Genomic DNA, 22,821 nt, shown 5'->3' with positions numbered 1-22,821 from the left:
GAATCAAGCAAAAGTAAGGTATTGCCAACCCTCGAAAACATACTAACTAGTTTGTATTTTTTGAGGGATCGATACGGTTATCGTGGTGCCGTTACGTCCCGATTCCATGTGAATGTCACCCTGTAGTTTATGAACGCGGTCATACAAATTTCGTACACCAATACCGCTTGCTGTTTTGCCTACGGCCGATGTATCGAAGCCTTTGCCATCGTCACGTACTATCAGCAATACATCATCGGAATTAGTTGCTAGTTCGACTTGTGTCGTGGTTGCATCGGCGTGTTTAATAATATTATTAATTAACTCATTACCAATTCGATACAATTGCACTTCCTGCTCAACAGTGAGTTTCGGAACTGGGCCTTTCTGCTGGAATATAAACCGAACTGGCTGCGTCTGATTTAGCTGTTCTGTGAGTTCATCAAAGGAAGTTATCAGCCCTTTTTCGACAACCGACACGGGTAATTTATTCTGTACAATCTGTTCGAGTTCGTTATCAACCTGTTCAACCAGACGTACTGAATCAGTCAACAGAGGTGAAGGCACTACGTTGGCAAGTAGCTGACGTGCCTGCTGAAGGCGCAGACCAACATCTGAACGTAGCAATTGGTGAATGTGCTGACGCTCAGCATCTAGTACGTCGATGATTTGCTGGTTCGTTTCCTGCTGCGACTGCGTCAGATCGATACGTAGTTGCTGATTCTGACTCAGCGACTGCCGGAAACGATAGGCCAGCAGATAAGCAAACACAACCAGATCTATAAAGAAAACGACTGTCAGGATTAGATACGGGTCGATCAGGTAGGTGCTGCCGGTCTGAAATCGCATAGTGTTCTGGATAACATTGAAACTCTGGGCCAATGTCTGAAACGCAAACGCAGCCCCGTAAGCTCGCTTTAAATCATCTTTCGAACGGATCGCCACTACACTTACCCACACAAATACGAACATGATACAATTGGCTACCACTGCGTGAATCGACGTAATGATTACATCCATTTGCGGGTATCGCCGGGGGAAATCGCCTATCTGCATGAAAATCAGCACGAGCCATCCAGTCCAGAGAAGGTATTTCAATACTTGCCCAATTCTGAAAAGTGGGCGGTTCATCCGGCGTAAATTCAGGAAATAGTGCTGAAACTGAATAACTGCTGGAATGTATAGCCAGATGGCTTCAATGACCGGATTGGGTGCATTGATGGCCGGAATTCCGGGCCATAAATACTGAAAACCCAGCCCCGAATCGGCAAACTGACGCAGGGACAAACCCGCTACGTAGAGCGCGTACCAGAGATAGACTTTGTCGGAGGTTACATTCCAGAAAATCAGATTCAATAGCACGACCAGTACTACTACGCCCGAAAAAATACCCCACAGAAAATATTCCCGCTGCTCTTTATCTTCGAAATCACTGGTTCGCCAGAGTAGGATTTCAGTAGCCAGATTTTCGTATCGATTGTCAAGACGCAGGTAATAATCTGCCGTCGGATTAGCGCGTGCGTCAATAGGAAAAGCAAATGTTTTGGTGGGTATCGGGCGAATAGAAAACGGTAGCCAGTCGCCAGTTTTCGTGAGCGATACGATTTTACCCTGCTGAATAACAAACAGTTCGACGTAGTTGATGACGTGATTTCGTATTTCGAGGGTCAACTCATCGGGCAAACTATCTGGTTTTAGCTGAAATCGGAACCAGTGAATCGATTCAGTATAGCCAAAATTCTGCCGTCCCTCCCGCGCCGATTCGAAATTCCGGGAACGAATAATCTGTCGGATACTGGCCTGGTTGGTTGTATCTTCCCAATGCGCTAAACGTAACGGTAACGTTTTCAGAGGCTGAATGGATTTGTTATGATACCAGGCAAATCCCGAAATCGCGAGAACAACCAGCACAAATAACACCATCAGATTACGAGCCATGCTAGTTATGTCAAGGTGTTAGTTTGTCGAGATCGGTACGCTTAAAATCACCGAATTGCCGTATTCATTCGCATCAACCAGCAACTCAGCTTTCAGATACGTTGCTTTCGTTCGCAGGTTCAGCCAGCTACTTTCGCTCGAATCGGTCGGGGTTTTAGTTCGGCCGTTGTCCTCAACCATTAAATTCAACTGGTCGGCGTGGTAAATCAGTTGCACAGTCGCTTCGGTGGCTTCGTCGTGTTGATGAACGTGTCGGATTAAATCAGTTGCCATGCTCAGAATCAGTCGTTCCGTTTGCAAGGGTAGCAATACGGTTTGGCCCAAACTCACAAAATCAAACTGAACGCGGTCGGTCGATACCTTTGCAATGGCTTCTTCGATCGCTTGTGCCAGTCCGGTCTGTTCAATATGTTTTGGCATCAACTGGTGCGAAATCGTCCGTAATTCGCTAGCTGCCTGATCAATCAACAATTGCGATTGCGTCAATACGTCCGACTTTCCCTCCCGCGCAAGTCGCGACAGATATCCTTTCGCCGTCGACAGCGTAGCTCCCACTTCATCATGGAGATCCTGTGCCAGTCGCTGACGTTCGTCTTCCAGCGAATTGATCACCCGTTCCTGAGCTAGTTGTCTGGCTTCCAATAGATTTAATTCAAGTGCGCGATTCGCTTGCCGGAACGTTCGGAAACGATACGCCAGTCCATACGAGAAAAAAATAATGTCCAGAAAAACCGTCGTACCAATAATCACATAGGTTTCCACATCGAACGGCAATGCCCAGCCTTTATCCTGGCAAAAATTTATAACCGATACCGCAGCAAAACCCACAAATTCGATAATCAGCGCATAGACGTAGTAGTTGATCAGTTTCTCGTTCTGGTCGTTTCGACGTACCGCTTCACGCAGACTAATCGCCGTAAGCACCATCAATCCGATCACAAAATAGCGCGTTGCCGATGCCACAAATTTGTACATATACAGTTCGCGGCCCAGAAGTTCGGTCAGTTGAATACCTACGACCGAAGCAAAAGTAGCTATCACCAGAATCTTAAAAACCGTAATCCAACGATGTACGCGGCTATTTTGCGGGGTTTGTCGAACAAAAAACTGAAGGAACGTAATCTGCGCAATCATGCCCAGCCATACGTAGAGATAGACGGGCGCGTACTCGTTGAGAACCGGCTGATCGGGCCACAGATACTGAAAACCAAGTCCCGCATCCGAAAATAGATGCATCGTCATAAAATGGATGTACAGGCCATACCAGAGATAGATCCGGTCTTTGGTAGCCAGCAACATGACCAACGTAACGATCATGACAATGCACACGATGCCTATGTACATACCCCAGACGAAATATTCGTCGCGGTCAATTTGCAGAAAAACGGAGCGTGGCCAGAGTCGTATGAAAAACGATAGAATGGCGTTGGGGCGATTGAATCGCAGATAATAACCCGCCTTCGTCCCCACGGGCATACGTAGCGGAAAAACATAATTGTTGTTGGCAAACGGTCGCTGGCTAAACTGAAAATGGTCGCCGGTTTTAGCAATTAGACGAATGGTGTTTCCTTTCACCTCAAACAGTTCAACCTGATCAATATTGGCGTATTCGATTTCGAGGAGCAGGTCGGCCTTCTGAACGGATTCAAGGCTAAAAAAGAGCCATTGTGTGGCAGTGGTATACCCGAAATCCTGCCGAAACGTAGGGCTATTTGACTGGTGAAATCGTCCGGTGTTACGTAGCTGAATGGCCTGCTGAATCGTTACGTTGCCGGTCGTATCCTCAAACTGATAAATCGCCCCAAGGAGCGATAACTCGCCAGAGGGAAGAGCTGATTCGCCCACCAGTAAAGGCGGATGATCAGGCTGCGCCCAGGCAATCTGATTTATCAAAACCAATAGGAAGAAATACCACAACCGTCTCATTACGTGGGTAGAAAAGAATTTACCTAAAGAATCCTACTACGACTAAAAATACAAACAAGTCCGTATGGAAATGCCCCTGCCCGGTTTGCCAATTTTGCATCGGTCAAAACGACAACCAATCAACTTCTCTAACAGCAGGACAACCTGCCTTTTCGACACAATTATCATGAAACGTTCTCTTAATTTCCTGACCGGTTTAGCCTTAACCGCATCACTTCTGACCTTTTCAAGCTGTGACAAATTAAACGAACCTCAACCTGTTGCGCCTGCCGGCGCAGCTCGATCCGGCGACTTTGGTTTTGCTAGTAATGGTTTTGATGCGTCACTTATGAAAACAAAGATTGAAGCATACATGAATAGCCGGAATCTGGCAGGCTATGGCTACAGCATTTATGTTGATGGGCACCGTGTTACGTCTGCTGAGGGTGGCGCAGGATTTGCCCGCAAAGCTATAGACGCGCCTAAATTCAACCATGCCTCCATCGTAAGGCAGGAATTGGCAAGTTGCTCAAAATACATTACGACGCTGGCGACCATTCGCATGATTGAGCGGGCAGATTTACACTACGATGAATTAATCTGGAAATACCTGCCATCCTATATGAATGCTTCGGCCGGTGTACGGAAAATCACCTTTCGGCAGTTGCTCTCGCACCATTCCGGTTTAGTTGGTGGTATCAGCGATTTAACGATTTCCCTGACTGATATGGAGAATTCGGTGGAAGCTGATAACAGCGCCATGTATGACCAGTATCAATATAACAATATGAATTTTGCGCTCTGCCGCGTGCTGGTGCCTTATATGTACTGGAAAAAAGTGAAAAAATTGAGTGATCAGGCCCTTCAACTAGCAGAAATCAACAGATCATTACTGGATAATAAACTGGCCGAAGAATTTCTGGATTTAGTGCGTGAAGATGTATTCAAGCCTGCCGGATTAGCTGCCTGGCAATTTCTGGGGGCTACTGATCCTTCAAACGCCAATCCGCCTATGTATTATACCAATAATAACAGTGTTACAGGCGGAGTTTCCATGGGATCACTGGATGATATTAAAAACTTAGGTTCGGTTGGATTCAACCTTAACGCCTGGGAACTGGCCCAGATTACCTCAGCCGCCCACGACAATAAAATCGTTTTTAGCTCGTCGATGACGATTATCCGAAATGGCTATAAAGGGCGCCCACTCGGTTTCAATGACTCTCGTACTGGCAAGTATGGTGAATATTACTACAAATACGGTGGAGCAACCTGGAATACGAACAGTAAAACGGGTGGACTCGCCACCATGCTGGTTGACTTTAACTGTACTGGCGCAAATGTACAGATAACGGTTGTAGCTAATCAAAATGACGGTGCAGTAACAGATATTGATTGGATAAAAAACGCCTTTGATGCCTCCTGGCGGTAAAACCTAACCCATAAAACAAAAAGGCCATTCTACAGACGTAGCGTGGCTTTTTTGTTTTCTAAAGATGGGCAGTAAACCATTTGATTTCCTGAAAAATACAAACAAGTTAGTATGGAAACTGGCCTATCGGATGTGCCAACTTTGTCCTATCAATTAATCATCGAAAAAGACATGAAAATGCTAAACCTGAATCAGCCTATCGTTCCCGCAACATTTGGAAATACTACGTCGAATCAGCCGAAAAAAGTAGGTATCATCGGCGCTGGTGTCAGTGGTCTGGTAACGGCCAAAACCATGCGCGAACACGGCTTTGAAGTCGTCGTGTTCGAAAAAGAAGCTGAACTGGGTGGTGTCTGGATTTCGAATCGCCGGTATCCGAACGTAACGACGCAAAACACCCGCGATACGTATACATTCTCCGATTTCCCCATGCCTAAACATTTCCCTGAATGGCCAAGCGGTGAACAGGTTCAGGAATACCTGATGAGTTACGCTCGCGAGTTCATGGTGCTGGCGTATATCCAGTTTAGCACGAAAGTTGAAATGGCCGAACCAATTGAAGGCGGCAAAGGTGCCTGGTTACTTCACATCTCGCAGAATGGCAATTTAACCAACGTAACGGTCGATTTTCTGGTCGTTTGCAATGGCGTTTTCAGCGAACCGAATATGCCGCAAATTCAGGGACGAGAATATTTCAAAGGTCAGGTACTTCACAGCACGCAATTTCGCCAAGAACATCTAGACTCGGCTAAAACTCAGAAAGTTGCCGTAGTTGGTTTCGCCAAATCGGCCCACGATATTCTGTCGCAGGTAAGCAACGTATCGGAGAAACCAGTTTGTATTTACCGTGAGGCCAAGTGGAAAATGCCGCGTATTTTTCTGGGCCTGAACTTCAAATATTTACTGCTGCACCGTTTTGGCGAATCGCTGTTTCCATACCGATTTCTGTATGGCATTCATAAGTTTTTACATGGCCCAATGGGAAAACCCGTTACCGATCTGCTGGTAAAAGGCATTGGCAAAGCGGTGGCCGCGCAGCTCAAACTCAAAAAGAGCGGTCTTTTACCTGATAAACCATTCGATAGCATCGCCAACTGCTCCATCGGTCTCACTTCCGATAATTTTTACGAGCGAGCAGCGTCGGGAGAAATTCAGTTGGAAAAGGGCGAAATCGCGCGCTACGTAGTAGATGGGGTTGTACTAACTACCGGGAAGAAAATCAAGGCAGATACACTCGTGTTTGCAACAGGTTTCCGGCAAACCGTACCATTCTTCGACCAGACGATCAGTCGCCAGCTACGTAACACCAAAGGCTGGTTTCAACTGTATCGTAACGTATTGCCAACCGACGTACCGAACCTGTCGTTTGTGGGTTATAATCCTTCGTTATTTACGCCTTTTACGTCTGAACTGGCAGCACACTATTCAGCCCAGTATTTCAAAGGTCAGCTAAATCTGCCCAGTGCCGATGGCATGAAAAAAGAGATTGCCCAGCATCAGGCATGGCTGGCACAACGGGCTCCACATGGGCATTCGTCGGGTACATGCATTATTCCATTCTCGTTCCATCATGCCGACGAACTCATGCGCGACATGGGCCTGAAAACACGTCGCACCCGCAATCCAATCAAGGAGTTTATGGCCCCCTTCAATCCGGGAATTTATAAAGGACTTACGCCGGAACTGCAGTTACTTCGTTCGGTAAAAACAGCAGCAAAAACGACTGAGCCTCTAGTTGAAGCTTAAAAAAATCCAGTGCTGACTAGTTTCGAAACTAGTCAGCACTGGATTTAAATGACTTTCCAATCATGAATTCTCTGTATAACTTCCTCAACCGCATAGCCAACTGGAAAACCGTGCTGCTCCTGCTGTCGATTTACTTGAGTTTCCCGGCGTACTGGCTCAAAAATGCGGAAGACACCATCAATCAATTAGCGGGTAAACCCATTGGGCCCATAGACCTGACGTTCGGCTTCAACCCCACACGAACGCTGGCTATGGTTGCTGATTACGGCCCGACGGCTCGCAGCTTTTATGCCCAAACAGAACTCACGACTGATCTGATTTATCCGCTCGTGTATAGTTTGCTGCTGGCGGTCCTACTGACGATGGTATTCCGCCACAAACTGAATCGACGATTTATCATACTACCCTTATTCGCGCTGCTGTTCGACTACCTGGAAAATGCAGCCATCGTAACGTTACTCACTACGTACCCAACTCAATCACTAGGCGTAGCGGTACTATGTGAAGTAGTCAAATTAGCGAAGTGGCTCTCATTTGTGCTTGCCATTGGCCTGATCGGGTACGGACTTGTCCTGAAAGGTATTAACCAGACTAACCAGAGACGTACTGTAGTAAAAGATATTCGTTAGTCAGCATGTAGCAGAAACGACATTTTAACACGCTTGATTTTCGAAGAACGTGTGAATAAATCAGACTCTTAAAAGACCCAGAACGTTTACGTTTTTTCTGTACACGTTTAAAAAGCCACTCCGTATAAGAATGGCTTTTTTTTTACAATCAACAACTTGATTACGAGAAAAATACAAACATGTTAGTATGGATTTAACCCTCCTTCATCTGCCATCTTTGTATCACTCAAACGAGACAAAATCAGTTCAAATTTTTAAACCGAAATAAACCAAACAGTATCATGAAAACAGTACTTAGTATTCTTGCCCTTTGCTTCACCCTTACCACTTCCACATTCGCTCAGTTCGGCCAGGCACAGTGCGCCTGGAACGCACAGGCTGTAACGGAAGCAGAAAAAAACAAGACCGTCCATTTTAGCGACATCGAAGTATTAGGCATCACAAATAGCGAGGGAGACAATGCTTACTCGGTTGCCCTGACGATAAACTTCGCAACGCTGAAAGCCAGTCAGGTTGTAGTTACCGAAACGGGAACCGGTAAAAAGTGGGTGATGAATCAGGAATCTACCCTGAACGGCCCTTCCCCAATCAAATGTAACAGTGGTCAGGGACTTCCCTGGGGAACGATGGTTTTCAAGGGGAACGCGACAAGCCTGGTGGTTTATGTGAATGTTCCACAAAACCCAGGTCTCTGGTCTGTTTATGTTTACAAACCGGCCACTACACAATTTAAGGCGAACCTGTAAGTAGTAAACGGTATAAATAGCAAAAAAGGCTGGCTCTATAGGTTAGCTTTTTTTGCTATCTATACCTCATTCTCAGCTATATACAAACTAGTTTGTATGGATTTGTAGCAGGCAAAGTAGCCACCTTTGTCGTGTGATTCACGCACAAAGAAGTTCATGAAAACGGTTCTACTTTTTCTCTTACTATACGGCTTGCTGACCAGTTCTTCTCTGGCGAACGGATTATTGACCAGGTCAGATACCATACCCTCAACCCGGGTAGATTCGACGACTCCGCTTCATCCAGGCGTTCAACCATCCCTGAGCATTAGGGGTAACCTGGAATTAACAAAGGGGTATTATGCTATGCGGGGCACCGAAATCAGTTCTAATCAATACTCTCCCTGGTATCTGAATGGCACCCTTATTCTGACAACCCGTAGCGGCTGGACGATTCCGCTTCAAGGTGTATGGAGTTCGCCATTGGATGGGTACGGTCAGGCCTATACTAGCATCGGAATTAGCCCGCGCTATAAAAACTGGCTGACCCTGCACGGAGGCTATCGAAATGTGGATTTTTCACCGTTTACGCTGTCGAACTATACCATTTTAGGTGCGGGGGTTGAACTAAAGCCCGGCTTGTTACGGATTGGCCTGATGGCGGGGCAGTTTACCAAAGCTATTGAAGCCAATGAAACCAATCCTGACCAAGGAGCAGCCTTCCGAAGAATGGGTTATTGCGCCAAACTTGGTATTGGTACTGACCATACCTATCTCGACGTAATCCTGCTTCACGCTGCTGATGATGCCCATTCTATCCGTACAGATAGTGCCGCCTGGCTAACTCCTGCCGAAAATGCAGTGGTGGGTCTGAGTGGCAGAATTCGAACTGGCAGAAAGTTAACCATCGAAGTAGACGCGGCTGGCAGTGCCTACACCAACGATACTCGTGCCGAATCGCTGCCTGCAACCAGGTCCATCGACAAACGATTTCGGTCACCGAATTACCTCAATGGGCTTGGTAAATTGATTACCCTCCGGCAAACAACCAGTATTCGCACAGCTTTACAGGCATTGTTTAGCTACCGGACAAGCTGGGGCGACCTAAAACTTCGCTACAAACGAGTGGAACCCGGTTATCAGTCGATGGGGGCTTATTATTTGCAGACTGATGTGGAGCGGTTCACTGTAACGCCTGGTATCTGGCTGATGAAAAAACGGCTTCAGTTGCGCAGCAGCCTGGGATGGCAACACGACAACCTGTTCAATCAGAAACGAACCCGTAATGACCGGCTCATTGGGTCCGCAAGTCTCTCCTATGCATCAGACAACAACCTAACACTTGAATTCACTGCATCCAACTACAGCACTAGCCAACGTGCCGGATCTCGTCCACTCAACGATACGGCCCGCGTGACCCAAACGAATCGTAGTGTGTCGGGTAGTATGTACAAATATTGGGCAAGTGAAATCCGCACGCACAGCCTGAACGGCTCAGCTACGTATCAGACCTTGCAGGACCTAAACCCATTCACTACCAACCGGAACCAAGGCCAGAACTGGAGCTATACACTTGATTATATGCTACAACACGCTGCCTCCCGGCTAAATCTGAACATTAGTTATAATTATAGCTACTCTTACTCTCCGGAGTTGAGTTTTCTCGTTCACGGCCCCACGGGTAGTGTGGAAAAAAAGCTGGGTAAAAATCGTATTCTAAGTGTGTTACTTATGGGTAGTTACCTCAAAAACAAACAAATCATTAGCGGTAAGCAGGAACTGAGTGTTACGTTTACTACAACCCTTACCCTCGATTATCAGCTAACGCCCGTGCATCGCTTATCGGTAAACGGCACAATGCACATCAATCAGGGTGAGCAATTCTTTCGCCAGCAGCAGGGTACGCTTCAATACACAATAGTTTTTTGATGATTTCCCTGTTAAAAAATTAGTTTTTTCAGCATGCTGGGCGAGTAAACAGAATTGATTGAACTGGATAGATCTCATCTTTCGGTCGATTAAGCTGACGGCACGGCACGGAAGATAACTATCTAAATTTACCCGCATGCATATATTGATGTGGTCCGATTTAGCGGCACACTGAATTGTCAGATTTGTGTAGTACTGCTGTTCGAACTGTTCAGGGCTTTTGTAGCCCAGCGACGAATGCTTATGCACCCGATTGTAGCGTCCCCACAGCAGTACACGTCAATATACTCGAAGATTTCGGCGAGCATCGTCCACACTCAAGAATGTTCCTCCCTCTACTAATTCCGCTTTCAGGCGGCCGCTTCGGCGGTCCGATCCAGAATGACTCCGCAAAGACATTGCCATTTGAATCGTCGGCTTGACTCATACCAGGCCTGTTATTCCATAAACGTGCTAGCTCCTTCAGTTCAGTTGATGCATACTGCCCACCTCGATCCGACCGGGTCACCGGAGCGATTGATAATTAGTCCTTTGGCAGGTTGACGAAACTGAAAAGCGCGACGTAGTGGATTGAAAAACAATCCATCTGTTAATTTACTGTCTGATATTGAGTTATTTGGCAAAAATTACATATCATGTTAATCCCTCCATTTATGGCAAAGCACTTCTCTTCCGCTATTCTTCTCCTTTACTTTTCTGGCCTGCTGATCGCACAGAGCACTTATGTGGCTAACTCGGCCAACACTAATAATCCCTAGTCTATGGCAGCTTTAATACGAGGGTAAAAAGGTAACGTCCTGCTGCCTAGGCGAACAGGACGTTATGTTAACATTTGTTACTTTTTTGGAATTGGTATAAAAATAGAAATCGTCCACTACGTAGCAGACAGGATTTTTCCCGTACTGACTACGTGCTTTTTCCCGTAAATCGAAAAGTCACCGGTGGTCCATAACCGGACTGGCGTTTTTACCTATTCCATATGATTTACTAGCAACATTTATACAGCGGTTCTTTGGTTGCCGGATGCTGACTGAGTGGATCAGAATCTCTAACCCTAAAGTAAACCACCCGAATTATGACACGCAATGAACGCGTCCAGGTGTGAGCCAAAAAAGAATAATTGACCAAAGCCTTAAAGCAACTCCCAGTCACTAATCAGCGATCACATGATTACATCAAAGAACAGATTGAGCAGTGCATCAGGCATTAGTCCAGAATAACTACGAACTTATGTCGCAAACTGTGGATGCTGAGTTATGACACACGCCCTTCTGCTGCAACTCAGCTTTAAGCCGGTAGCTAACCTACTCTTATAAAGGGGTCACTGGCTGGATCAATGTAATTGCAGGCGCTTTTCAGTTTGACGGTTCTACGACCTCCATCATTACACAACATGAGCTGTGCTTTCTAATGTGGCTGATTGATTACGGAGAGGGCGATACGTTGACCGCTTATCCGAGTTGCTTGAACTAGCAATAAAGAGCTCCTACCGATTTAATATGGGTTGGTGTTATTTTTTCTCTAGAAGTTGTTTGACAAGTTGCTCTAACTGGTCGATTCGTTCCTCCTGTTTCTTTGCTTTCTTGTCCTGCTCAATACTATATAGCGTCAACTCCTCAATTTTCTCTAACAGCTTAGCATCTGTTTGATGCAGATCATTACCTCTCTCCACCATTTCTTTCGCTGAGGGAATACCCGGCAGGTGCTTATTGGCCCTGATAAATTGTTCGACTTCTGACAGACCGCTCAAGTTATAGCCCGAATCAAACACCTTATCACTCCAGTCTGAGGTATTTTTAACCGCCACCTTTACTTTCTCGGTCAGAATGCCTTCTTCCACAAACAATTTATAACCCGAGGGTGTACGGGCTACGTTGGTGCCAATAATTACGGCATCATTCTGGGTGCTTTGCAAGAAGGAACCTTTCCGATGCCACAGCGATTCATTCACGCCTTCACGAGCTGAACTATTGACGCTACCTAGAATCACATCACCCGCCGAGTTAACCGTCAAAAACTTGGTCTGATTCAGCGCTGTGGCTGGCGAGGAAGTAGTCAAATTAGTAAACCGCAGACCTGACTGGTTCGCCGTTCCCTGAGTGATTTCCAGTTTAGTGTTGGGGGCTGAGTTGCCGATACCCACTCTATAATTCGGATCGACACTGCCCAAAATAATGGAATTACTGGCCGTGACGACGGCATTAACTCCGATGGCAGTGGAGTTATTCACATTGGGCCCTCCTGTACCGGCCCCGAAGCCGATAAAGGTGTTATAGTTGCCCGCCCCATTACCCGCGTAGTTGGCTGCCCGGCCAATGTAGGTGTTGTTCTGACCAGTAGCGTTACCGAGTCCGGCTCCATCCCCGATGAATGTGTTGCCCAGCCCACTAGTGTTGTTCTGACCCGAGCCATTGCCAATAAACAGATTATAGGAACCGGTGCTGTTCTGACCAGCGAATGCACCCAGAAACAGATTACTGCCCCCTGAAGTGTTGTTATAGCCTGCCTGATGCCCTATGAATACGTTATAGCCACCAATGGTATTTCTGTAACCGGCAAAATTTCCTAGAATTGTGTTGCTTACCCCCGTTGTGTTACCAGCCCCTGAGGCATAACCCAGAAATACGTTCTGATTACCGGTCGTATTATCATTACCCGTAAAATTGCCTATGAATGTGTTCCTATATCCTTGTGTGTTTGAAAACCCAGCCCGAAAACCTGTGAATACATTATTGGTACCGGTTGTACTGACAAAGCCAGCCTGATAGCCCAGAAACACATTCTGATCGCCTATGGTATTAGCATCACCGGCATAACCGCCTACAAATACGTTTTGACCACCCGTAGTGTTGGAGTTACCTGCCAGATAGCCCAGAAATACATTGACCGATCCTGATGTGTTGACACTGCCCGTATAACGGCCCAGAAATGTATTACCAAAGCCGGTGGTATTTGCAGCACCAGCCTGGTTCCCCACTAGTACATTGCCATAACCCGTGGTGTTGAGTCGACCGGCAGATCGCCCTATAAACACATTCTGAGAGCCCGTAGTGTTGCTAAGCCCTGCTGCATAGCCCATAAACGTATTATCATCGGCTGTCGTGGTTGCTTTACCTGCGTCCACCCCATAAAAACTATTTCCGCTGCCTGTTGTCAGTTCAAATCCGGCATTATAGCCGACCACTGTATTACGGTTCCCGGTCAACGGTCCACCTGCCCCCGCAAATGGCCCTACTAATGTATTTAAGCTCCCCGGTGAGGCAGAGTTGACCGAGTTGGCCACATAATTTTGTTGAGCCACGACGCTGTTACTGACTAGCAGCAGGAGCCAAAGAAGAACTATTTTCATGATGTAAGGGTGCTTAGATTTAGTCAAATCTAGCTGAAAATCAGTCGGTGTTTATTTCGGGTTATTTAGCGGCAAAGCAACAGCCTCAACTGAATACAAGGGAGAACTATGTAGGATGTGTAGGAAATGTATGCTCAAAAACATCTTTCTATTTTTTCCTATATCAAAAATAATGCGTACTGAAACAGCATATGCCACTTTTCATTTTTGTCTCCTCAAATATTGTTTTCTGGAATTCAATAAGTTTTTCGCTTCGTCTTAAAACGTCCTTTGCTACAGATCTTCTGATACTCCTACTCTGCCCTTGCCGTGTTCTATCAGCAAAGGTTTTAGTTCGACTCTTGTTTACGGAGAAGTCAATTAATCCTGGGTACATATCAAAAGGATCATTGAAGTTGTCAGGACAGGAAACCAAAGCTTCTTTGATTGTAGTGCGTCGATACCCCTCTCCGCAGTTAAATACCGATAAATTATTCTTGGAGGTAGCTTTATAGCCTCTGTATCTTTTTGATTGCTATAGTTGAATGGCCAGGGCTGAAGAATAAGTGTATTTCTATAAATATTGAGAATATGTTTCAGTAATATTACAGCTTGAAAAACAAAAAGGCCGTAAAAGCTTTATTATTAGCTATTTACGACCCAATGTAAGTACCGGGAGCCGGACTCGAACCGGCATGTCCTTGCAGACAATGGTGTTTGAGACCATCGCGTCTACCGATTCCGCCATCCCGGCGACAGAATCGTCTCTGTTTCCAGAGATGCGTTTGTCAAACGTGGGTGCAAAAGTAAGGGTTAAAGAATAATGTACAATGAATGATGGATAATTTTTCCCAATTTCTACTTCCACAGCTCATCCATTTTACATCATTCATAACGTAACGCTTCGATAGGATCGAGACGGGACGCGCGCACAGCTGGGTAAATACCTGCAAACAGGCCAACAGTTATACAGACCACTATCCCCAGCCCCATCCAGGCCCAGGGTACAACAAAAGTCCCCTCTCCCTCGCTAATCAGCGACGAAATCAGGTTCCCAACGCCTAACCCGAGCAAAACCCCTCCTATTCCACCTAACAGGCAAATGACAATGGCTTCAATTAAAAATTGCTCACGGATGCGTTTGGGCGTAGCCCCCAGTGATTTCCGAATGCCAATCTCGCGGGTACGTTCTGTAACTGATACCAGCATGATATTCAGCAACGCTATAGACGCCCCAAGCAACGTAATGAAACCAATTCCAAAACCACCGATACGTAAATAACCAGTTATAGACTCTGTTTCTCTCGCCAGGTCATCGGCCCGCTCGATTTCAAACGAATCGGGTTGGCCGAGTGGGTCCCGACGTATCAACCGCATTACACCACGCGCTTCACCAACGGCTTCGTCCTGACTCGATACGCTTGGTACAGACGCAGTAATATCGAAGGTAAGTTTCTGATTTCCAGCCAGTGCGCGAGCATTATCGAGCGGAATTAAGATCATTCGGTCTTCACCGCCACCCGCAAAACCACCTTTTTTAGCTAGAACCCCTACTACGTTGTATTGCGTGCCCGACACCCGAATCGCCTGATTAAGCGGATTAATTTTTTTCTCAAACAGGGTATTTGCAATTTCACTCCCGATAATTGCTACGTTACGTGCCTGAGACAGGTCGTTCGTTATCAGGTTTCGGCCACTTTGCAGCGTAAAGCCTTTTACGGCAAGATACGTATCGTCGCCCCCAATCAGTACTACGTTCGGGTTTGTTTTTTTTGACCCAAATTTTGCCTGAACAGCCCCACCTACTACCGATGATACGGTGATGGTTGCGCCGTAGGGAAATCGCCGTTTAAACTGTACAGCATCAAAATAATCAATAGGCTCATCCTGACGCTGCACGCGCCCCCCCCGGCGGAACGCATCCTGACGAGCCACAATACTGAACGTGTTAGCTCCTAATCCTGCAAAACTGCTGTTTACAGAATTCTGAATCCCGTCGATGGCCGTCAGAATACCTACCAGCGACGTAATACCAATGGCAATAATGAGCGATGTGAGAATGGTACGTAGCTGATTGCCTGCAATCGAACGTAACCCTTCCCGTATGTTTTCGATGAGGTTCATGTTTCAAAGAGTGAAAGAGCGAATGAGTGAAAGAGCGAAAAGGAGCACGCTAATCATCGCTCTTTCACTCATTCGCTCTTTCACTCTTTATTCTCGCACAATATTTGCGTATATTTCGTTATAGCAAAACTACCACAAGCATTCTTATTCGGAAAACCAATGAAACGGCTGCTGTTACCGCTTATACTAATTCTCAGCCTGACACATCAGGTCTGGGCCTCAAAAATTCTGATTCCTATGGACGATGCCCAGAAGAATCACCTGAAGGCGTACGGCATTGCGTATTGGGTTCTGAAAGTGCATGATACCGAAATCGACTGGCTGCTTAACTACCGGGGCGGTTCATTTCTGTTGCCGCAAACCCAGGCATTCATCAATGAGATGGTGATACGTGGTGTTAGTTACGAAGTTATTTCGGATGCGCAATCGGCCCAGATTTTATCGGAAGTAGCCGCAGCCGATGCCAACATGGATGCGGTAAAGCTTCAGAAGCCCCCAAAAGTTGCGGTTTACTCGCCTAAAACAAAGCAGCCCTGGGATGATGCAGTAACGATGGTGATGACTTACGCTGAGATACCCTATGACGTAGTATTTGACGAAGAAGTGATGAATGGCAAACTGCCCGAATACGACTGGCTTCACCTGCACCACGAAGATTTTACGGGACAATATGGTAAGTTTTTTCACTTTAAAGACCAGCCCTGGTACATCGCTCAGAAGCGCGAAGCCGAAACCATTGCGCATAAATATGGCTTCACTAAAGTCCCTCAACTGAAGCGGGCCGTTACTCAGAAAATCCGCGATTTTGTGCTTGGTGGCGGTTATCTGTTTGCCATGTGCAATGCCACCGATACGTACGACATCGCCCTGGCCTCTCAAAATACTGACATTGTCGATAGTTTTTATGATGGCGACCCCGCCGACCCGAATGCGAATAGCAAGCTGGATTTCAGCCAGACGTTTGCCTTTCGGAATTTTCAGGTATACACGAATCCCTACCTGATTGAATTCTCCAATATCGACAACCAGCCCGAAGAACGCGGCCTGAGTGAGCACAACGATTATTTTACGCTGTTTCAGTTCTCGGCCAAGTACGACCCTATTCCAACCATGCTGACGCAGAATCACCTGAACGTTATCAAAGGATTTATGGGTCAGACGACAGCGTTCAAGAAAAATCTAATTAAGCCTGAGGTAGTTATCATGGCCGAAAATCGGTCTGTGGGCGAAGCACGCTACGTTCATGCACCTTACGGCCGGGGCTTTTTTACGTTTTACGGTGGTCACGATCCCGAAGATTACCGGCACGAAATCGGCGAGGAACCAACCGACCTGAATTTGCACCCAAACTCAGCCGGTTATCGTCTGATTCTGAACAACATTCTGTTCCCCGCTGCGAAAAAGAAGAAACAAAAAACCTAGGATGAACCCGTTTACCGAAACGCAATATTTCCGGCAATGGTGGCTTTGGGCACTATTAGGAGGGGTCTTTTTGGTAACAGTTTTTTCTTTATTAAGCAATAGCGCCAGCCAGGAGCCCTTTGCCTGGATGGGTCCCGTTATAGCCGTGCTGACTGCCATTCTTTTTTATGTGTGGCATTTAGATACTCGCTTGGACGCCGACGGTATTCATTACCGAGTTTTTCCAGTTTTTTCCTGGCGAACCATTCCCTGGAGTACAATTAAATCGGCTTCGGTAACAAAATACGGATTTGTCGGCTATGGCATTCGTTTAGGATTTGACGGATGGGTTTACAATATTGCTGGCAACAAAGGCATACGTATTGTTCGAACGGACAGTTCACGGCTTACAATTGGCACACAACGACCAGATGAAGTTGAATTCTTTTTAACGTCGCAGATAGCGGTTTAGTTATCGAACCAGGCGTCTACCATTTCGCCACGGCTTCGGCTTTCGAGTTGCCGCTCCAGATCGTCCGGGATTTTCGGGAAAAAGTCGAGGCCCGTTAGCTGCTCGATAAGGTCAACGGATACCACAAATTCCCGGATTGACTTATTCGACCCTTCATTATCCAGCAGGAAGCCAATCATCCGAATTTGCGGTTTGTTGCAGTACAACAGCACTTTATAAAATTTCTCTGGTACGCTTACTTCGTTTGCCTTACCGATGGTAGGCAAGCCAGATTTGAGCACCGGCCCAGTCACTACGTATAAGCCGTGGTCGCGTCTGGCCCAGGAACGTACCTGATTTTCAAGATCACTCCAGATACCCCGGTTGAAATCGGGTGCCTGGGGCGTAATGTTGCTCATATAAAATGTTTCGCGCATGATACGTTGCGAAAACTTAAAATCAGCTGCGGGTGCCAGGTGCCCTCTGTCGTAGCCAGAACGTGTATAATCGGAGGAAATCGCCGTACCATTGGCGACTTCAGGATCAGGTTTGAACTGCTCGAATTTCCGATCTGCGTCACCTTTGGTTTCGTAGTCAAGTAATGGATACGCAACCCAGGAAGCATCTTTATACTGATCCATATAACGTAGCGTATACCCCTCATGCCGGATAATTTCGTCGCCCGACTTCACGAGTGGCAGAAGAAAATCGACCTGTTTCTCAAAATCAAATCGTTCGTTCTTGGGCGAATTCCCTGACGGCGTATTACCGTTGTTATCGCTGGCTTCGCTCTCATCTGTAGCCTCGCTTTCCGAATCATCACTTTTCTTACGCGATGTATTACCCTGCGGCTCAGGAGCTTTGTATGGATTATCGCCGGATTCCGACTTCGATCTTCCCAATCCGATAATTTCCCGAACATCGTTCCAGAAAGCTACTACCGGCTTGGTCTTTCCGCCGTAATGCAGGAACAGACCAATCAGAAAAAAAATAAACAGAAGTACGAGCGTATTGCCGCGTAACCGGAATCCCCGGCGGTGGTAGTTCTTCGTTGAGAATCGAGGTTTGAGGAGCATGCAGCAAAGTTACGTCCCAAGTTCCAGGTTCCAAGTTCCTGTCACCCGACGGCACTGCTGGAACTCGGAACAGTATACACCTGTTCAAAACCTATGTCATCGATGCATATTGTCGTTGTTGGTGGAGGAGCCGCCGGTTTTTTTGGAGCCATTACAGCCGCCGAAAATTTTCCTAACGCAGCCATCACTATTCTCGAAAAATCACGCAACGTACTAAATAAAGTACGTATTTCCGGTGGTGGGCGCTGCAACGTAACACATGCCTGCTTTGATAACCGACAATTGGTAAAACACTACCCACGGGGCGAAAAACCACTACGTTCTTTACTCAATCAATTCGATGCAACGGCTACGGTACGTTGGTTTGAAGAAAGGGGCGTCGTTCTGAAAACCGAAGCCGATGGGCGTATGTTTCCCAACACCAATACGTCTGATACCATTGTCGATTGCCTGCTGACCAGAGCCCGTCAATTAGGTATCCACATCCGAACAAGCGCGGGCGTTACGTCTCTCTCCTACTCTTCTGAACGTAATGGAGACACAAAATGGAACGTAGCAATCAATAACGACGAGATTATAACGGCAGATCGCGTTCTGGTGGCTACGGGTGGCTACCCACAACCAACATCATACGCCTGGATGCCCGATCAGACTGAAGCCCTTATTTCGCCAGTTCCATCGTTATTTACTTTTAACGTACCAGATAGTCCGTTACTTCCACTTGCGGGAGTTTCGGTGGCGGATGCTGCCGTATACGTCGTTGGCACAAAGCAGGAGCAACGCGGTCCCGTTCTCGTCACCCACTGGGGTTTCAGCGGACCAGCGGTGCTACGTCTTTCAGCCTGGGCCGCCCGCGATCTGGCCAATCTGGATTATCGCTTCACACTACGTATCAACTGGGCACCTACACTGAATGACAATCAGTTACGTAACGTATTGCAGGATTTCCGGCAGCAGCACGGTAAAAAGCAGGTGAGTTCTCAAAATCCGTTTGGGTTGCCTTCACGTCTATGGCAGGCGCTGGTTTCGATGGTAGAAGTTACCGAAACACAACGCTGGGCCGACCTGCCCGCCAAACCGATGAATCGCCTGATCGAGCGACTCACCAACAGCCAGTTTCAGGTGGCTGGAAAGAGTACCTTTAAGGATGAATTTGTTACGTGCGGGGGCGTTTCCTTCGACGGTTTACATCAGCAAACGCTGGAAAGTAGAGCCCAATCGGGTTTATTTTTCGCGGGCGAAGTGTTAAATGTAGACGGTATTACCGGCGGTTTTAATTTCCAAAGCGCCTGGACTACCGGATACGTAGCAGGGAAAAATATTGGGCTGTAGCCTGTGTCCAAGTCGCAATGGCGGAGCAGCCATTCAATCAAAAGCCAAGCTACACCATTCCACCTTAGCGGCTTGATCCAGACAATACCTCTCTCGCGGTTTCTTCGTCCCGTTTTAACTGAGCGACTAAGGCCGGAAGTCCGTCGAATTTTTGTTCGGGGCGTAAAAACTCCTTGAACTTCAACGTCATGTGTTCGCCGTAAATGTCTTTATCGAAATCAAAGATGTAGGTTTCGATGGTCTGATTGGTACCGGCAACCGTTGGTCGGAATCCGATATTAAGCATCCCCCCTAACGTTTGTCCGCCGTATTCAACGTCAACGGCGTAAACCCCATTGGCCGGAACCAGTTTAGCTGCATCATCGACCTGCATATTGGCCGTCGGGAAGCCAATGGTACGTCCAAGCTGCCGGCCTTTTACGATAGTTCCAGTCAACGTATACGGTCGTCCCAGAAAGCGATTGGCGGTGCTTACATTGCCCTGACTAAGCGCCATCCGGATTTTAGACGAACTTACGCCAACGGCCTCTACGTCCTGACGAGGGATTTCTTCTACCTCAAATCCATAGTCGCGCTGGTGCGATTTGATATATTCGAATCCTCCCTCGCGGTCGCGCCCGAAGCGGTGATCGTAGCCAATGACAAGTTTTTTTGTACCGATTTTATCCAGCAAAATCTGGCGGATGTATTCTTCTGAAGTGAGTTGCGAGAACGAGCGCGTAAACGGAATGATAATCAGATTATCAACGCCCGCCTGATCAATAAACTCGATTTTTTCGTCGAGTGTGGTTAGCAGTTTCAGATTCTGGCTGTCGTTCGAAACAACGGTACGCGGGTGTGGCCAGTACGTAATGAGCACCGATTCACCATTACTGGCTTTGGCTACTTCCGTTAATCGGGCTAAAATCGTTTGATGCCCCAAATGGACTCCGTCGAACGTACCGCTGGTTACCACGGCGTTTGTCAACGGCTGAATATCGTCCAGACCTCTATAAATAATCATTTTGTAGTCGTCAGTCGGGAGAGGAGTTGATCGTCAACAGTAGTTAGTTACTAGTACTTTGCTACTGACTGTCGATTACCAACTGTTGGCTCTTCTCTCGGCACTGTTGAATAAATTCGTCAAGAGTATGCGCTTGCTCAATCCGGAACTCACCGATTCGTGTCCTACGTAGTGCGCTCATGTAAGCTCCGTTGTTGAGCAATAATCCCAAATCGCGTACCAGACTGCGAATATAGGTGCCTTTAGAACAAACAATGCGAAAATCTACTTCGAGAAAGGGCCCGGTGTGGATTCGCTCGGTCTTTACCTCAAACACAGATACAGTAACCTGACGGGCTTTTATGCCACCCTCAACCCGATCGGCCGTTTCACCGCGTCGGGCTTTTTCGTAAAGTCGTTCGCCATTGACACGTACCGCCGAATATATGGGCGGCACCTGCAAAATATCGCCAGTTAGCTGGCGGGCAGCTTCTTCAATTTGCTCAGCTGTTATACCTGACGTATCAAATTCTGCATCGAAAGTGGTTTCGAGATCGACGGAGGGCGTTGTTTTTCCCAGTACCAACGTACCGGTATATTCTTTTTCCTGCGCCTGGTACTGGTCAATCTGCTTGGTCATTTTGCCCGTACAGAGAATCAGCAATCCTGTAGCCAGCGGATCGAGCGTACCGGCGTGGCCTATTTTTTTAAACTTACAAGCGTACTTAAGCTTATTCGCTACGTCGAACGATGTCCAGGTAAGCGGTTTATCGATGAGAATAAGCTGACCGGGATCGGGGGAATTTTGTTGTGTCACAGAGATACGCGGAGAAGCACAAAGATACACACAGAGCCTTGGCGCATCTCTGTATTATAACTTTTTACAAAACGTCTAACTTAACGCCAGCTGCCATCAGGCCTAGCAGAAGGAGGCCGACAGCAATCCGGTAATAGCCAAACACTTTGAAACCGTAGCGATTCAGGAAACCGACGAAACCACGTATCGCCAGCATACCGACGACAAAAGCGATTACGTTTCCGATCAGAAGGGTCTGATAATCGGCAGGTTGAAGAAGTTTATAGGTTTTGAGGAGTTTGTAACCCGATGCAGCCGCCATCGTTGGAACGGCCAGAAAGAACGAAAATTCAGCCGCCTGCGCCCGCGTCAATCCCTGGAACATCCCCCCAATGATTGTTGCCGCCGACCGAGAAACACCCGGAATCATGGCAATGCATTGAAAGAAACCGATACGTAGCGCATCAGGTACCGTTACGTCGCCGTCTTTAGGTTGCCGGTTCACAATCGTATCGATAAAAACGAGTATAATACCCCCCACCAGCAGCGAAATAGCTACGACCACTACGTTCTCGAGTAGGGAATCAATGAAGTCGTTCAGGAGAAACCCAATCACCGCGGCTGGTAGAAACGCAATCAGGATTTTACTATAGAAATCGGCCATTGGCTGCAAATGAACCGGTACAGATTTCAAATAAGACGGAACAACGAAATTACCAGCCCGCGCATTCGTTAGGAAACGGCGATGATACAGTACCAGGACCGATAGAATGCAGCCAAATTGAACATCGACTGTGTATAATTTCGTAAATTCATTTCCGGCGATGCCCGCCAGCGAGGAGTAGATAATCATGTGGCCGGTAGAAGAAACCGGCAGAAACTCTGTCAGACCTTCAATAATGGCCAGCGCAATTGCGTGAATTAAATCCATCTAGAGGAGTTTAAAAGATATACGGTTATAAAACGGTTCGCCGTAGCGGTTGTAAAATTGGCTAACGCATCAGGACTTTACAACTACTACGGCGGACCGTTTTATAACCGTACAACT

The 22,821-nt window shown here is 47.0% G+C and carries 16 protein-coding genes and 1 tRNA gene; 8 read left to right on the top strand and 9 right to left on the bottom strand.

Annotated elements, in window-relative coordinates; translation table 11 throughout:
- Nucleotides 1–42: 42 nt before the first annotated feature.
- Together ACYVF1_RS31225 and ACYVF1_RS31220 are read right to left on the bottom strand one after the other, a co-directional pair.
- Complete coding sequence (locus ACYVF1_RS31225) at nt 43–1,917, bottom strand: sensor histidine kinase (protein ID WP_461086476.1); 1,875 nt, start codon at nt 1,915–1,917, stop codon at nt 43–45.
- An 18-nt stretch (nt 1,918–1,935) separates the two neighbouring features.
- Nucleotides 1,936–3,843: a sensor histidine kinase gene (locus ACYVF1_RS31220; protein ID WP_461086474.1), complete on the bottom strand. Its 1,908-nt coding sequence runs from the start codon at nt 3,841–3,843 to the stop codon at nt 1,936–1,938.
- Between the two features lie 166 nt (nt 3,844–4,009).
- Between ACYVF1_RS31220 and ACYVF1_RS31215 the strand changes: the two genes are divergently transcribed.
- The 5 genes from ACYVF1_RS31215 (at nt 4,010) to ACYVF1_RS31195 (ending at nt 10,283) form a co-directional block, all read left to right on the top strand.
- On the top strand, nt 4,010–5,254 hold the full coding sequence (locus ACYVF1_RS31215; RefSeq protein ID WP_461086472.1) for a serine hydrolase domain-containing protein: 1,245 nt from the start codon (nt 4,010–4,012) through the stop codon (nt 5,252–5,254).
- A gap of 111 nt (nt 5,255–5,365) precedes the next feature.
- The gene (locus ACYVF1_RS31210) at nt 5,366–7,000 is read left to right on the top strand and encodes a flavin-containing monooxygenase (protein ID WP_461086470.1); all 1,635 of its coding nucleotides are present in this window, start codon (nt 5,366–5,368) and stop codon (nt 6,998–7,000) included.
- Between the two features lie 62 nt (nt 7,001–7,062).
- A complete protein-coding gene (locus tag ACYVF1_RS31205) occupies nt 7,063–7,629 on the top strand; it encodes a hypothetical protein (RefSeq protein ID WP_461086468.1) in 567 nt (188 codons plus the stop codon).
- A 281-nt stretch (nt 7,630–7,910) separates the two neighbouring features.
- Nucleotides 7,911–8,375 carry a hypothetical protein gene (locus tag ACYVF1_RS31200; protein ID WP_461086466.1) on the top strand — a complete coding sequence of 155 codons (465 nt, stop codon included), beginning with the start codon at nt 7,911–7,913 and terminating at the stop codon, nt 8,373–8,375.
- Nucleotides 8,376–8,531: 156 nt separating this feature from the next.
- Nucleotides 8,532–10,283 (top strand): hypothetical protein, encoded by a 1,752-nt coding sequence (locus ACYVF1_RS31195; RefSeq protein WP_461086464.1) that lies wholly within the window; start codon nt 8,532–8,534, stop codon nt 10,281–10,283.
- 1,510 nt (nt 10,284–11,793) lie between these two features.
- Here the strand turns inward: ACYVF1_RS31195 and ACYVF1_RS31190 are convergent.
- The 3 genes from ACYVF1_RS31190 to ACYVF1_RS31180 form a co-directional block, all read right to left on the bottom strand.
- Nucleotides 11,794–13,632: a hypothetical protein gene (locus ACYVF1_RS31190; protein WP_461086462.1), complete on the bottom strand. Its 1,839-nt coding sequence runs from the start codon at nt 13,630–13,632 to the stop codon at nt 11,794–11,796.
- Nucleotides 13,633–14,281: 649 nt separating this feature from the next.
- Nucleotides 14,282–14,365 (bottom strand) — tRNA-Leu (locus ACYVF1_RS31185).
- A gap of 131 nt (nt 14,366–14,496) precedes the next feature.
- A complete protein-coding gene (locus ACYVF1_RS31180; RefSeq protein WP_461086461.1) occupies nt 14,497–15,735 on the bottom strand; it encodes an ABC transporter permease in 1,239 nt (412 codons plus the stop codon).
- Between the two features lie 159 nt (nt 15,736–15,894).
- Between ACYVF1_RS31180 and ACYVF1_RS31175 the strand changes: the two genes are divergently transcribed.
- A complete protein-coding gene (locus tag ACYVF1_RS31175) occupies nt 15,895–17,157 on the top strand; it encodes an asparagine synthetase B (RefSeq protein ID WP_461086459.1) in 1,263 nt (420 codons plus the stop codon).
- 1 nt (nt 17,158) lies between these two features.
- Entirely contained in the window at nt 17,159–17,608 is a 450-nt protein-coding gene (locus tag ACYVF1_RS31170; protein WP_461086457.1) for a hypothetical protein, read from the top strand.
- On the opposite strand, the gene ACYVF1_RS31165 is transcribed toward ACYVF1_RS31170, so the two are convergent.
- The gene (locus ACYVF1_RS31165; protein WP_461086455.1) at nt 17,605–18,663 is read right to left on the bottom strand and encodes a DNA/RNA non-specific endonuclease; all 1,059 of its coding nucleotides are present in this window, start codon (nt 18,661–18,663) and stop codon (nt 17,605–17,607) included. The two genes, ACYVF1_RS31170 and ACYVF1_RS31165, sit on opposite strands and share 4 nt — an antisense overlap.
- Before the next feature lie 93 nt (nt 18,664–18,756).
- Here ACYVF1_RS31165 and ACYVF1_RS31160 point away from each other — a divergent pair, with 93 nt between their 5' ends.
- Nucleotides 18,757–19,995: a BaiN/RdsA family NAD(P)/FAD-dependent oxidoreductase gene (locus tag ACYVF1_RS31160; protein WP_461086453.1), complete on the top strand. Its 1,239-nt coding sequence runs from the start codon at nt 18,757–18,759 to the stop codon at nt 19,993–19,995.
- 64 nt (nt 19,996–20,059) lie between these two features.
- Here the strand turns inward: ACYVF1_RS31160 and ACYVF1_RS31155 are convergent, their stop codons facing one another.
- The 3 genes from ACYVF1_RS31155 to ACYVF1_RS31145 all read right to left on the bottom strand — a co-directional run bounded on the left by ACYVF1_RS31155 (nt 20,060) and on the right by ACYVF1_RS31145 (nt 22,704).
- Nucleotides 20,060–20,998, bottom strand: a complete 939-nt coding sequence (locus tag ACYVF1_RS31155; protein WP_461086451.1) for a bifunctional riboflavin kinase/FAD synthetase — start codon at nt 20,996–20,998, stop codon at nt 20,060–20,062.
- Nucleotides 20,999–21,059: 61 nt separating this feature from the next.
- On the bottom strand, nt 21,060–21,794 hold the full coding sequence (gene truB, locus ACYVF1_RS31150) for a tRNA pseudouridine(55) synthase TruB (protein WP_461086449.1): 735 nt from the start codon (nt 21,792–21,794) through the stop codon (nt 21,060–21,062).
- 64 nt (nt 21,795–21,858) lie between these two features.
- Nucleotides 21,859–22,704 carry an undecaprenyl-diphosphate phosphatase gene (locus ACYVF1_RS31145; RefSeq protein WP_461086447.1) on the bottom strand — a complete coding sequence of 282 codons (846 nt, stop codon included), beginning with the start codon at nt 22,702–22,704 and terminating at the stop codon, nt 21,859–21,861.
- Nucleotides 22,705–22,821 lie beyond the last annotated feature (117 nt).

This window comes from Spirosoma flavus (assembly GCF_054778555.1).
This window is presented reverse-complemented; position numbering and strand designations above follow the sequence as displayed.

Coding starts and splice junctions, on each gene's coding strand:
- ACYVF1_RS31225 (WP_461086476.1), bottom strand. CDS start 1,917: ATGGCTCGTAATCTGATGGTGTTATTTGTGCTGGTTGTTCTCGCGATT.
- ACYVF1_RS31220 (WP_461086474.1), bottom strand. CDS start 3,843: ATGAGACGGTTGTGGTATTTCTTCCTATTGGTTTTGATAAATCAGATT.
- ACYVF1_RS31215 (WP_461086472.1), top strand. CDS start 4,010: ATGAAACGTTCTCTTAATTTCCTGACCGGTTTAGCCTTAACCGCATCA.
- ACYVF1_RS31210 (WP_461086470.1), top strand. CDS start 5,366: ATGGAAACTGGCCTATCGGATGTGCCAACTTTGTCCTATCAATTAATC.
- ACYVF1_RS31205 (WP_461086468.1), top strand. CDS start 7,063: ATGAATTCTCTGTATAACTTCCTCAACCGCATAGCCAACTGGAAAACC.
- ACYVF1_RS31200 (WP_461086466.1), top strand. CDS start 7,911: ATGAAAACAGTACTTAGTATTCTTGCCCTTTGCTTCACCCTTACCACT.
- ACYVF1_RS31195 (WP_461086464.1), top strand. CDS start 8,532: ATGAAAACGGTTCTACTTTTTCTCTTACTATACGGCTTGCTGACCAGT.
- ACYVF1_RS31190 (WP_461086462.1), bottom strand. CDS start 13,632: ATGAAAATAGTTCTTCTTTGGCTCCTGCTGCTAGTCAGTAACAGCGTC.
- ACYVF1_RS31180 (WP_461086461.1), bottom strand. CDS start 15,735: ATGAACCTCATCGAAAACATACGGGAAGGGTTACGTTCGATTGCAGGC.
- ACYVF1_RS31175 (WP_461086459.1), top strand. CDS start 15,895: ATGAAACGGCTGCTGTTACCGCTTATACTAATTCTCAGCCTGACACAT.
- ACYVF1_RS31170 (WP_461086457.1), top strand. CDS start 17,159: ATGAACCCGTTTACCGAAACGCAATATTTCCGGCAATGGTGGCTTTGG.
- ACYVF1_RS31165 (WP_461086455.1), bottom strand. CDS start 18,663: ATGCTCCTCAAACCTCGATTCTCAACGAAGAACTACCACCGCCGGGGA.
- ACYVF1_RS31160 (WP_461086453.1), top strand. CDS start 18,757: ATGTCATCGATGCATATTGTCGTTGTTGGTGGAGGAGCCGCCGGTTTT.
- ACYVF1_RS31155 (WP_461086451.1), bottom strand. CDS start 20,998: ATGATTATTTATAGAGGTCTGGACGATATTCAGCCGTTGACAAACGCC.
- ACYVF1_RS31145 (WP_461086447.1), bottom strand. CDS start 22,704: ATGGATTTAATTCACGCAATTGCGCTGGCCATTATTGAAGGTCTGACA.